General features: G+C 67.2%; 13 protein-coding genes. All 13 read left to right on the top strand.

What is annotated here, in order from left to right; genetic code table 11:
* Nucleotides 1-41 precede the first annotated feature (41 nt).
* The gene (locus CF70_RS13020) at nucleotides 42-677 is read left to right on the top strand and encodes an RBBP9/YdeN family alpha/beta hydrolase (protein WP_035865019.1); all 636 of its coding nucleotides are present in this window, start codon (nucleotides 42-44) and stop codon (nucleotides 675-677) included.
* A gap of 192 nt (nucleotides 678-869) precedes the next feature.
* Entirely contained in the window at nucleotides 870-1814 is a 945-nt protein-coding gene (cysT, locus tag CF70_RS13015) for a sulfate ABC transporter permease subunit CysT (RefSeq protein WP_035865018.1), read from the top strand.
* Nucleotide 1815: 1 nt separating this feature from the next.
* Entirely contained in the window at nucleotides 1816-2754 is a 939-nt protein-coding gene (cysW, locus tag CF70_RS13010; RefSeq protein ID WP_035865016.1) for a sulfate ABC transporter permease subunit CysW, read from the top strand.
* Nucleotides 2751-3911: a sulfate/molybdate ABC transporter ATP-binding protein gene (locus tag CF70_RS13005; protein WP_035865014.1), complete on the top strand. Its 1161-nt coding sequence runs from the start codon at nucleotides 2751-2753 to the stop codon at nucleotides 3909-3911. The genes cysW and CF70_RS13005 overlap by 4 nt, the downstream gene beginning before the upstream one ends.
* On the top strand, nucleotides 3908-4855 hold the full coding sequence (locus tag CF70_RS13000) for a CysB family HTH-type transcriptional regulator (protein WP_035865012.1): 948 nt from the start codon (nucleotides 3908-3910) through the stop codon (nucleotides 4853-4855). Before CF70_RS13005 ends, CF70_RS13000 begins: the two co-directional genes overlap by 4 nt.
* A gap of 208 nt (nucleotides 4856-5063) precedes the next feature.
* The gene (locus CF70_RS12995) at nucleotides 5064-5270 is read left to right on the top strand and encodes a LiaI-LiaF-like domain-containing protein (protein WP_035865010.1); all 207 of its coding nucleotides are present in this window, start codon (nucleotides 5064-5066) and stop codon (nucleotides 5268-5270) included.
* Nucleotides 5267-5701: a hypothetical protein gene (locus tag CF70_RS12990; RefSeq protein WP_051648359.1), complete on the top strand. Its 435-nt coding sequence runs from the start codon at nucleotides 5267-5269 to the stop codon at nucleotides 5699-5701. Before CF70_RS12995 ends, CF70_RS12990 begins: the two co-directional genes overlap by 4 nt.
* Before the next feature lie 112 nt (nucleotides 5702-5813).
* Complete coding sequence (locus CF70_RS12985) at nucleotides 5814-7010, top strand: sensor histidine kinase (RefSeq protein ID WP_051648357.1); 1197 nt, start codon at nucleotides 5814-5816, stop codon at nucleotides 7008-7010.
* Between the two features lie 72 nt (nucleotides 7011-7082).
* Nucleotides 7083-7913: a LytR/AlgR family response regulator transcription factor gene (locus tag CF70_RS12980; RefSeq protein WP_035865007.1), complete on the top strand. Its 831-nt coding sequence runs from the start codon at nucleotides 7083-7085 to the stop codon at nucleotides 7911-7913.
* A 124-nt stretch (nucleotides 7914-8037) separates the two neighbouring features.
* The gene (locus CF70_RS12975) at nucleotides 8038-9297 is read left to right on the top strand and encodes an MFS transporter (protein WP_035865005.1); all 1260 of its coding nucleotides are present in this window, start codon (nucleotides 8038-8040) and stop codon (nucleotides 9295-9297) included.
* Between the two features lie 87 nt (nucleotides 9298-9384).
* Nucleotides 9385-11127: a thiamine pyrophosphate-binding protein gene (locus tag CF70_RS12970; protein WP_035865002.1), complete on the top strand. Its 1743-nt coding sequence runs from the start codon at nucleotides 9385-9387 to the stop codon at nucleotides 11125-11127.
* A 64-nt stretch (nucleotides 11128-11191) separates the two neighbouring features.
* Nucleotides 11192-11689 carry a ribonuclease E activity regulator RraA gene (rraA, locus tag CF70_RS12965; protein ID WP_035865000.1) on the top strand — a complete coding sequence of 166 codons (498 nt, stop codon included), beginning with the start codon at nucleotides 11192-11194 and terminating at the stop codon, nucleotides 11687-11689.
* 2 nt (nucleotides 11690-11691) lie between these two features.
* On the top strand, nucleotides 11692-12111 hold the full coding sequence (locus tag CF70_RS12960; protein WP_035864998.1) for a gamma-glutamylcyclotransferase family protein: 420 nt from the start codon (nucleotides 11692-11694) through the stop codon (nucleotides 12109-12111).
* The last annotated feature ends 83 nt before the right edge of the window (nucleotides 12112-12194 follow it).

Here is a 12194-nt window from a genome sequence, read left to right as displayed (position 1 = left end):
GGGGGGGGGGGCGGGCGGGCGCCGGCGGGCGCGCCGCCGACGTGCGGCTGAAGGTGCCCAAGGGATTGCAGATCCTGACGGTGCCGGGCTTGCACGGCAGCGGGCCGGGCCACTGGCAGAGCCGCTGGGAACAGCGCTTTCCGGACTGGCAGCGCGTGGAGCAGCACGACTGGTCGCGCCCCAGCCTGCCGCTGTGGGCCGAGCGCGTCTCGGAAAGCGTGATGCGGGCGCAGCGCGTGGCATCGCGCGGGGCCATCCTGGTGGCGCACAGCTTTGGCTGCCTGGCCACCTTGCGCCAGGCAGCGCTGGACGCCGAGGGCATCGCGGGTGCCCTCCTGGTGGCGCCAGCCGACCCCGACAAGTTCGGCGTGGCGGCATTGCTGCCGGCCCACAGGCTGCCGTTTCCCACCATCCTCGTCGCCAGCCGCAACGATCCCTGGATGCTGCAGCGCACCGCCTTCAGCTGGGGCACGCTATGGGGGAGCGAACTGCACGACGCGGGCCTGGCAGGCCACATCAATGCCGATTCCGGGCTGGACCAGTGGCCCGAAGGGCTGGGCTTGCTTGCCACATTGATACAGCGCATCGAGGCCGACGGCAGCGCCGGGCCGTCTGACGACCGCACCGAGCCTTGGGAAACGGGTGTCGAGGTGTCGTCCACGTTTCCTTATATCTAAAACGCCTAAGAACATACATAAAGATTCGTTCTGTTTATAAGGCGGAATCTGCAGAATTTGTCTCGTAGGCCGGTGCGTTATGCGCCGGCGTCATAAAGAAGCCACCCCCGCTTCCCGGATTTCTGGCCCGAGCCTTTGCCGAAATCCTTTTCCGGGTGGTGAATGCGACACTGACGGTACAGACGAGACAACATGCCACCCTCGATTTCCCTGGCGGACACTCCGCCCCCGGCGAGGCCGGATGCCCCGCAGGCGCGCAAGCGCGCGCCCGCCAGGCCAAGCAAACAGCGCTTTACCGTGCTGCCGGGCTTTGGCCTCTCGCTGGGCTTCACGCTGTTCTACCTGACGCTGATCGTTCTGATCCCGCTGTCGGCCACCTTCCTCAAGACCTTTACGATGAGCTGGGAGGCCTTCTGGAGCGCAATCAGCGCGCCGCGGGTCGTCGCTTCCCTGCAGCTCAGCTTTGGCGCCTCGCTGATCGCCGCCATCGTGAATACCGTGTTCGGACTGGTGGTGGCCTGGGTGCTGGTGCGCTACCGCTTTCCCGGCAAGCGCCTGGTTGATGCGCTGGTGGACCTGCCGTTCGCCTTGCCCACCGCGGTGGCCGGTATCGCGCTGACCGCGCTGTATGCCGGCAATGGCTGGCTCGGCCGCTACCTGGAGCCACTGGGCGTCAAGGTCGCTTTCACGCCGCTGGGCGTGGTGGTGGCGCTGACATTCATCGGGCTGCCCTTTGTGGTGCGCACGGTGCAGCCGGTGCTGGAGGATGCCGAGCAGGAGCTGGAGGAGGCCGCCGCCAGCCTGGGCGCCACCCGTCTGCAGACGTTTCTCCGCGTGATCCTGCCGACCATCCTGCCGGCGCTGCTGACCGGGTTTGCGCTGTCGTTCGCACGGGCCACCGGCGAGTACGGTTCGGTGGTGTTTATCTCCGGCAACATGCCGATGATCTCCGAGATCGCGCCGCTGATGATTTATTCCAAGCTTGAGCAATATGACTACGCGGGCGCCACCGCGGTGGCGGTGGTGATGCTGGTGATCTCCTTTGCCCTGTTGCTGCTGATCAACCTGCTACAAGCGTGGACGCGCCGCCACCACCAGGCAGTGCGCGCCTCCGTGGCGCCGGGCAAGGAGAACTGAAATGGCCGGCGTCGTTACCCAGGGACTGGGCGGCCGTTCCGCCCCTGCCGCGCGTTTCAGGGATGCCACGGGCGAAGCGCCGTGGGTGCGTTACACCCTGATCACGATAGCGGTAGTGTTCCTCGCGCTGTTCCTGTTCATCCCGCTGGCTTCGGTGTTCTACGAAGCGCTGCGCAAGGGCGTGCAGACCTACTTCGCTTCGCTGGTCGAGCCCGATGCCGTGGCCGCGATCCAGCTCACGCTGCTGGTGGCGGCCATCGCGGTGCCGCTCAACGTGGTGTTCGGCGTGGCAGCGGCGTGGGCCATCGCCAAGTTCGATTTCCGCGGCAAGAACCTGCTGATCACGCTGATTGACCTGCCGTTCTCGGTGTCGCCGGTGATCTCGGGCCTGGTCTATGTGCTGCTGTTCGGCGCGCAGGGCTGGCTGGGTCCGTGGCTGGAGGCACACGATATCAAGATCATGTTCGCGGTACCGGGCATCGTGCTGGCGACCATCTTCGTCACCTTCCCCTTTGTCGCGCGCGAGCTGATTCCGTTGATGCAGGCGCAGGGCAGCGAGGAAGAAGAGGCCGCCATCGTGCTGGGCGCTTCCGGCTGGCAGACCTTCCGCCGCATCACGCTGCCCAACATCCGCTGGGGGCTGCTGTATGGCGTGATCCTGTGCAATGCGCGGGCCATGGGCGAGTTCGGCGCGGTCTCGGTGGTATCGGGCCATATCCGCGGGCTTACCAACACCATGCCGCTGCACGTGGAGATCCTCTACAACGAGTACAACTTCGCGGCAGCCTTCGCGGTGGCGTCGCTGCTGACGCTGCTGGCCCTGGTCACGCTGGGCATCAAGACGCTGGTGGAATACCGGGCGCGCGGCGAGCACAGGGAAGACGACAATTTTGCGCCCGAGAATCCGGTCGCCGGCAAATTGCAAGGACAGGCATCATGAGCATCCAGGTCAAGAACGTGCAGAAGCGCTTCGGCAATTTCGTCGCGCTGGACGATGTCACGCTCGATTTCGACGAAGGCCAGCTGACGGCGCTGCTGGGGCCCTCTGGCTGCGGCAAGACTACCTTGCTGCGCATCATTGCAGGTCTTGAACGGGCGGACGATGGCCAGATCCTGCTGGAAGGGCGCGATGCCTCGCACCAGCATGTGCGCCAGCGCCAGGTCGGTTTTGTGTTCCAGCACTACGCACTGTTCAAGCACATGACGGTGTTCGAGAACGTGGCCTTCGGCCTGCGCGTGAAACCGCGCGCCGAGCGCCCGGGCGAGGCGCAGATCCGCGAGAAGGTGCGCTCGCTGCTGGAACTGGTGCAGCTCGACTGGCTGGCCGACCGCTATCCGCCGCAGTTGTCCGGCGGGCAGCGCCAGCGCATCGCGCTGGCCCGCGCGCTGGCCGTGGAGCCGCGCGTGCTGCTGCTCGACGAGCCGTTCGGCGCGCTCGACGCCAAGGTGCGCAAGGAACTGCGCCGCTGGCTGCGCCGCCTGCATGACGAACTGCACGTGACCAGCGTATTCGTCACCCACGACCAGGAAGAGGCGCTGGAAGTCGCCGACCAGGTCGTGCTGATGAATCGCGGCCACGTCGAGCAGGCGGGCACGCCGGAGGCGGTCTACAACCATCCCGCCACGCCCTTCGTGTTCGGCTTTCTCGGTAACGTCAATCTGTTCCACGGCAGGCTCGAAGTGGGCGAGCGGGGCGGCTTGCTGCACACCGGCGATTCGATCCTGCCTGTAGTCGGCAGCGGCCATGAAACCGCCGGCGACGCCGTGGCCTATGTCCGCCCGCACGATCTCGACCTGGAACGCTACGCGCCCGGCGCCGACGGCATCGCCGTGACGCTGCGCCGCGCGCTGACGCTGGGCCCTGTGGCCCAGCTCGAACTGGAGCGCGAAGACACCCAGGAAGTGATCGAGGTGGCGTTGCCGCTCGAACGCTTCCGCCATCAGGGCTTCCGCGAAGGCGAGCTGCTGGCGGTGCGGCCGCGCCAGTTGCGTGTCTTCGTCCAGCCTCAACCCGCAGCACAGGCGAATACACAAACACAAACACAAACACAATCACAAGCCAGGGCCAATGTTGCCCCGGCGGGAGCCGCATTATGAATTTCCAGCAACTGCGTTCGATCCGCGAGGCGGTGCGCCGCCAGTTCAACCTGACCGAGGTTGCCAATGCCCTCTACACCTCGCAGCCCGGCGTGTCGCGCCAGATCCGCGAGCTGGAGGAAGAACTCGGGGTCGAGATCTTCGAGCGCTATGGCAAGCGCCTGACCGGCCTGACCGAGCCCGGCCGCGAAATCGTGCGCATCGTCGAGCGCCTGCTGCTCGAGGCGGAGAACCTGCGCCAGGCCGGAGACGAATTCGCCGGCCGGCATACCGGCCGCCTGACGGTGGCCACCACGCACACCCAGGCCCGCTACGCCCTGCCCAAGGTGGTGCAGAGCTTCCGCCGCGCCTATCCGCATGTGACGCTGGCGTTGCAGGAAGCCTCGCCGGCGCACATTGTCGAATTGCTGCTGACCGGCCAGGCCGATATCGGCATCGCCACCGAGGCGGTGGCCAGCGAGGCGGGCCTGACTTCCTTCGAGGCCTATACCTGGCGCCACGTCCTGGTGGTATCGCCGGAGCACCCGCTGACGCACCTGCCGGAGCCGACGCTGGAGGATATCGCCGGCTTCCCGATCATTACCTATGACGCCGGCTTCACCGGACGCCGCAAGATCGACGGCGCCTTCGCCGCCGCCGGCCTGCAGCCGGAGATCGTGCTCACCGCCATGGACGCGGACGTGATCAAGACCTACGCGGAGCTGGACCTGGGCGTGGGCATCGTCGCCTCGATGGCCTACGACGATCGCAAGGACGCCGGCCTGGTGCGGATCGCGGCCGACCACCTGTTCGAGCCGAATACCACCAGCGTGGCGGTGCGGCGCGGGGCCTACCTGCGTGGCTACGCCCATGCCTTTATCAACATGTTCGCGCCGCATCTGTCGCGCGACACCCTCACCAGCGCCCTGTCCGAACCCGCGGGCGTGCAGGTCGTCGAGGCCTGAAGACCTAGGCGGCGCGGGGCGCTGCGGTGCCGGTGGCGCCGCATCCCCGCGTTTCGCGCCGTCCGCTCTCCATTCGTCGCACGCCACTTCCGTCCCGTACTTTGTCGGCGTAAAGTCGCTACAGTCCGTGGCGGAATACACATGCCGTCACATGGCGATGACGCACCGCACTATCGACGGTGCGCGAGTCCCGCACGAGGAGAGGGCGATGAAACGAGGCCGTAGCGGCAGGGGGCTGATTGTCCCGATCATCCTGATTGCACTGGGCGCGATCTTTCTGGCGCAGAACAGCGGCATCCTGCCCGCCCATATCGTCCGCGAAGGATGGCCGGTGCTGTTGATCGCAGTAGGTGCGATCCTGCTCGTGCGCCGTTTCGCCTGGCGCCGTGTCGACCGGCGCGGGCCGGAGCAATGAGCGCGCGTCCGGAAGGGCTGCTGCGCTGGCAGTGGCGCGGCTACGCCCGCAATCACAGTCACCCGCGCAGCTTGCTGCTGCACATCGTCGCGGTGCCGATGTTCATGGCCGGCAATGTGCTGTTCCTCTATGGCGCGCTGGCGCTTTCCGTCCCGGCGGTGGCGCTGGGCGTGCTGTGCATGGCCTTGTCCATGATGCTGCAAGGCCGCGCCCACCGGCTTGAGGCTGTCAGGCCCGAGCCGTTCGCGGGGCCGCTCGATATCGCGCTGCGCATCCTGGCCGAGCAGTGGATCACGTTCCCGCGCTTTGTCCTGTCGGGCCAGTGGTGGGCCGCGTTGCATGGCCGTGCGGCCGGCGATGACGGTAGCGACGCCGGCGGCAAGGTGGCCCAGCGTACATGCGGGCCGGGCAAAGGGTGCCAGAGCTTATGAGCGGCTATTACAATAACAATAGCGATCAGTCATCCCCGACTTGTCCTGCGGCCGCGGTAGCGCCGGCAGGACCGGCGCCATTTTCCCCGTCGCGCAGGGAGGCCTTGCCCACATGAAATCGCTGGATCGGCTAGCTCGTTGTCCCGCCGCCATTCCTTCCCGGATCTCGATCCTCGCACGCGACCTGTTGTTCGTGCTGTGCATCAACACCATGATCGCCGTCAGCCTCAACTATGGCTTCCGTACCGGTGGATCGTTGTGGCACAACTTCGTCTATAGCCACCTGATCGGCCTGTCGATCTGGCTGCTGATCGATGTCGCCCGCGTGCTGATCTGGTGGAACGAGCGGCCCAGGCGCTGGCCATTCCTCTGCCTGACCGCCATTGCCGTACCGCTTGGCGTGATCATGGGCAGCTGGGCGACGCGCATCATCCTCAACGAGCCGGCGAAGTCCTTCGAGGAAGCCGCCGACACGCTGCGCATGTGCCTGGTGGTCGGCATGCTCGCTTCGGCCAGCATGATCTATTTCTACTGGTCCCGGGAGAAGCTCGCCCACCTGGAACGGCAGGCCGCGCTTGACGCCCTGCAGCGCGAGGAGGCGGAAAAGCAACTGGTGCGCGCGCAGCTGATGGCCTTGCAGGCACAGATCGAGCCGCACTTCCTGTTCAACTCCCTGGCCAACCTGGATTGCCTGATCGCCACCGACCAGCAGGCCGCCCGGCGGCTGCTGCAGCGGTTGATCGGCTTCCTGCGCATGTCGCTGTCGCATACGCGCGCCGAGCAGTGCACGCTGCGCCAGGAGTTCGAGTTGCTGCGCAGCTATCTCGACATCCAGGCCCTGCGTTTCGGCACGCGCCTGAGCTATCAGATCGAACTGCCGCCCGAGCTGGCGGAAGTGGAGATTCCGCCCATGCTGATCCAGCCGCTGGTGGAGAACGCAGTCACCCACGGCATCGAGCCATGCATGCGTGGCGGCAGCATCGTGCTGTCGGCGCGCGCGCAGGGCGAGAACGCGGTACAGGTGGTGATCCGGGATACCGGGGTGGGGTTCGGACATGCCGTGACCAAGGGCTCCGGCCTGGGCCTGACCCATGTGCGCGAGCGGCTGGCGCGCATTTTCGGGGCGGCGGCCAGCATGCAGATGGAAGAAAACACGCCGCGCGGCGTGATCGTCCGGCTGACCTTGCCCGTCGTCGGGCTGCCGGCGCCAGTTCCCGTGCCGGCGCCTGCGCCGGTGCCGGCCAGCGTCCCCGCCGGACTCGGGATGGCCCCCGTCACCCGTGCCGCGCATGGCGTTTCCCACTCCTGAGGCGGCTGATTGCCACAGCCGCCCCAGTCTCAACCGCCGTTCCGAACGATCCGCCTGATTACTGCCGCTTCCATGTCCCCGACCTTGTTGATCGCCGACGACGAGCCGCTGCTCGCGCGCGCCTTGCATGCCGAATTGTCCAGTCTCTGGCCCGAGGCGCAGATCGTCTCCGTGGTGCACGACGGCGTTTCCGCGCTGGAGGCGGCCCGGCAGCACGCGCCCCAGGTGGCGTTTCTCGATATCCGCATGCCGGGCATGAGCGGCATGGACGTGGCGCGCGAGCTGATGGCGTTCGATCCGCCGCCCCTGGTGGTGTTCGTTACGGCGTACGACCAGTTCGCCCTGGAAGCATTCGAGCGCGAGGCGGTCGATTACGTGCTCAAGCCCGTGCAGCCCGACCGGCTGGAGGCTACCGTGCACCGCCTCAAGGCAAGGCTCGCGGCCCATGCGCAGGCGAGCGAGGAGGGTGGCTCCGCGCTCGACACCGATCGCCTGGCGCAGTTGCTGGCCCGCCTCGAGACCCTGGAGCCGGGCGGCGCGCCAGCGCAGCAGGCCCCCGCGGGCTCGCCCCAGCATGGCTACCTGCGGTTCATCAAGGCGCTGGTCGGGCAGGAAATCCGCATCATCCCGGTGGACGAGGTGATCTACCTGGAGGCGACCGACAAGTACGTCAACGTCGTGTCCACCAGCGGTGAGGCGCTGATCCGCACCAGCCTGCGCGAACTGTCGCAACAGCTCGATCCGGAGCGCTTCTGGCAGATCCATCGCGGCACGGTGGTGAATATCGACTGCGTAGCCAGTGCCGTGAACCAGTCGCTCGGCCGGCTCGCGCTCAAGCTGCGCAATCGCGCCGAGACCTTGCCGGTGGCGCGCCAGTACGCCTACCTGTTCAAGCAGATGTAACGGGCAGGGCACCCCTGCCGAGGGTGGTTTTACTCTATGATGCGGTATTCGCAGCGCGCCCCCGGTCCCTGACCGGGCCAGGCAGCAGTGGCCGGCGCGCCAGATCCAGCAAGATTGCCGCCCGATGACCGCCGCCACTCTCGATCCCGTTCGCAATCCGTTGCGCCACGATGCCCAGGTCATTGGCCTGGTCGGGCTGGCCCACGGCGTTTCCCACTTTTTCCACCTGCTGCTGGCGCCCCTGTTCCCGTGGATCAAGGCCGAATTTGGCCTGAGCTATGCCGAACTGGGTTTGCTGATGACGGTGTTCTTCGCCGTCTCGGCCGTAGTGCAGACCGCGTCGGGCTTCGTGGTCGACCGCTTCGGTGCCAAGCCGGTGCTGTTCGGCGGCCTTGGGCTGCTGGGCACGGCGGCCCTGCTGCTGTCGGTCAGCCCCAGCTACGCAATGCTGCTGCTTGGTGCCGGCGTGGCGGGGATCGGCAATGGCGTGTTCCATCCCGCCGATTTCACCTTGCTCAATAAGCATGTGTCGCAGCCGCGGCTGGGCCATGCGTTCTCGGTGCATGGCATCTCGGGCAACCTTGGCTGGGCCGCCGCGCCGATCTTCCTGGTGACCATTGCCGAGTTCAGCACCTGGCGCACCGCGCTCGCCTGCGCTTCGGCCGTGGCCTTCGGCGTGCTGGCGGTGCTGCTGGCCTTCCGGCACGTGCTCGACCCGCGAGGCACCGCCGGCGCGGCGCCCAGGCCGGCCGCGGCCAAGGCGGGCGGCAGCATGCTGGCGTTTCTCAAGTTGCCGCAGGTGTGGATCTGCTGGGCCTTTTTCCTGGTCACCACCTTTTCGTTCTCCGGCATCCAGAGTTTCGCGCCGACCGCACTGACCCAGCTCTACGGCATGCCGCTGACGCTGGCCACGGCGTCCTACACCGTTTACATGCTGTGCAGCGCCGGCGGCATGATCGTGGGCGGCTTCGCCGCGGGGCGCACCAGCAACCACGACCGCCTGATTGCGATGAGCTTCACGCTGTCGGGCTTTGTCGCCATCGTGGTGGGGCTGGGCGTGCTGCCGGCCGTGATGGTGCCGGTGCTGATGGGCGTGATCGGCTTCGGCGCGGGTACGGCCGGGCCTTCGCGCGATCTGCTGGTGCGCGCCGCCGCGCCGGCCGGGGCCACCGGGCGAGTCTATGGCGTGGTCTACTCCGGCCTGGATATCGGACTGGCCAGCGGACCGCTGTTTTTCGGCATGTTGATGGATGCGCGCTGGCCGAGCTGGGTCTTCTTCATGATCGGCGCTTTCCAGATGCTGGCGATCTTCACCGCCGTCACGGTAGGTAATGGCAACCGCTCGCGCCGTGATGCGGGAAGCAACCGCGCGGCGGCCGGCTGATACGCTTGCGGCCCCGATTGCCCCCTGTGCTGTTACCGAATTCCTGATCCACGGTTCCGCACGGAACCATCAACTTGTCCGCCGCCCATGGTCAATCCTGCCGCTACGCCGTCCCATGCCGCCCCCGACGGGGCACCGTTGCTCCAGCCGGGCGGTCATATCCTCGTCGATGCGCTGCTGGCGCACGGCGCCGAGCTGGCCTTCGGCGTTCCCGGCGAAAGCTACCTGGCGGTGCTCGATGGCTTTCACGCGCGGCGCGACCGCCTGCGCTTCGTGATCTGCCGGCAGGAAGGGGGCGCGGCGGTCATGGCGGAAGCCTACGGCAAACTGACCGGGCAGCCCGGCCTGGCGTTCTGCACACGCGGCCCCGGCGCCACCAATGCCAGCATCGGCGTCCATACGGCGTACCAGGATTCCACGCCGATGATTCTCTTCATCGGTCAGGTCGGCAGCGATTTTGCCGATCGCGAGGCCTTCCAGGAGATCGACTACCGCCGCATGTTCGGCCAGATGGCCAAGTGGGTGGCGCAGATCGAGCGGGCCGAGCGGATTCCCGAATACATCGCGCGCGCTTACCAGACCGCTACCTCGGGCAGGCCCGGCCCCGTGGTCCTGGCGCTGCCGGAGGACATGCTGACCCAGCAGGTTGCCGTAACGCAGCTGGCGCACTACCAGCGCGTCATGAGTTGGCCGGGCGAGGGTGATCTGGCCCGCCTGGCCAGTATGCTGGCCAGCGCAGAGCGGCCTTTCGTGATTGCCGGCGGCAGCGGCTGGACGCCCGAGGCCTGCCAGGACCTGCAGCATTTTGCCGGACGCTTCCAGTTGCCGGTGGGCTGCGCCTTTCGCTTCCAGGACCTGTTCGACAGCCGCCACGCCAGCTATGCGGGCGATGTCGGTATCGGCATCAACCCGCAACTGGCCGAACGCATCCGCGCTGCCGACCTGGTGCTTGCCATCGGCCCGAGGCTGGGCGAGATGACCACCGGGGGCTATGCGCTGCTGGCCGCGCCGCGGCCGGCGCAGGCCCTGATCCATGTCCATGCGGGCGCCGAGGAACTGGGCAGCGTCTACCAGGCCGACCTGATGGTGCAGGCCTCGATGCCGGCCATCGCGAAACGGCTGGCCCAGCTCGATGCCCCCGCCACGCCGCGCTGGCAGGCATGGACCGCCGCGGCGCACGCCGGTTACGAAGCCTACCTGGCACCGCCGGCCTATACCGGGCAGGGCGTGGACATGGCCGCCATCGTGCGCACGCTGGATACCGTGCTGCCGGCCGATGCCGTGGTGACCAACGGCGCGGGCAACTACGCTAGCTGGCTGCACCGCTATTTCCGCTATCGCCCCTTTGCCGGCGGTGGCCGCGGCCAGCTTGCGCCTACCAGCGGCGCCATGGGCTACGGGGTGCCCGCGGCAGTGGGCGCCAAGATCGCCTTTCCAGGGCGCACGGTGGTGGCGCTGGCCGGGGATGGCTGCTTCCTGATGAATGGCCAGGAACTCGCCACGGCGATGCAGTATGGCGCGGCCGTGATCATCATCGTCGTCAACAACGGCATGTACGGCACCATCCGCATGCACCAGGAGCGGGAGTATCCCGGCCATGTGAGCGGCACCGAACTGCACAACCCGGATTTCGCCGCGCTGGCGCGGGCTTATGGCGCGCGTGGCGCCGTCGTGACCAGCAACGAAGCGTTCGAGCCGGCCTTGCGCGAGGCGCTGGCCGCACCGGTTGCCAGCCTGATCGAGATCCGCATCGATCCGGAACAGATCACGCCGCGCACCACGCTGCAGGCCATTCGCGACCAGGCGCTGGCCGCGCGGGGCGCGTCCTGAGGCAGCAGGACGCCATCGCCTCGCCTAACCTGTCCTTTCCATCTTTCTGATTTGGGAGTTCTTCATGAGCTTTGCTACCACCGATCTGTGCGACGCCAATGAGGCACAGCTGGCCGACGGCTCGCTGCGTGTGCTGGCGCCGATATTCCGCCATTTCGGCAAACGCGCCGCGTTTTCCGGCCCGGCCGCCACGCTGAAGCTGTTCGAGGACAATTCGCTGGTGCGCGAAGCGCTCGAGTCGCCCGGCAACGGCCGCGTGCTGGTGGTGGACGGCGGCGGCTCGCTGCGCTGCGCGCTGGTGGGCGGCAACCTTGGCGTGCTGGCCGAGAAAAACGGCTGGGCCGGCGTCATTGTCAATGGCTGCGTGCGCGATAGCGCTGAGCTTGCGGTCTGCGATATCGGCGTGCGCGCCCTGGCCCTGCATCCGCAGAAAAGCCAGAAGCGCAATGTGGGCGAGCGCGAGGTCACGGTGCAGATGCCCGGCGCCGTGGTGCGGCCCGGCAACTGGATCTATGCCGACGCCGATGGCGTGCTGGTGGCAGACAGCAAGCTGGAGGGCTGAGCATGCCGGTGGTATTTGTCTACGGCACCCTGCGCGCGGGCGAAGTCAACGACCTCAACGCGGCCGCGCGCAAGCACGGCATTGCCGCGCCGCGCCTGCTCGGCAGCGCCACCGTGCCGGGCCGGCTCTATGACTTCGGCACCTATCCCGGCCTGGTGCTGGATGCAGGCGCCCCCGGCGTGGCTGGCGATTTGTACGAGGTGGATGCCGCCCTGGTGCCGGTGCTTGACGAAATCGAAGAGGTTTATCCGGGCCAGGCCACGCTGTTCGTTCGCGAGGAGCGGGTGGTGACGGCTGGCGACCAGGCCGTGCGCTGCCTGCTGTACCCGGTGGGGGAGGACGCGGTGGCGGGTTTGCCGCGCATTGCCTCCGGGGACTGGGTGGCTTACCGGCGTGAGCGCGAGGCAAATCCGCCAGCGTAGGACCGCACGGGGGGAGGCTGGATGCGTTCCTCCTTGAGCAGCATCGCGGCCGGCACTGCCGGTCGTTATTTTTTCACAATGCG

It is taken from the genome of Cupriavidus sp. SK-3, from assembly GCF_000611145.1.
Classification (GTDB): domain Bacteria; phylum Pseudomonadota; class Gammaproteobacteria; order Burkholderiales; family Burkholderiaceae; genus Cupriavidus.
Note: the sequence above shows the minus strand (reverse complement) of the source record. Positions and strands in the feature narration are given on the sequence as shown.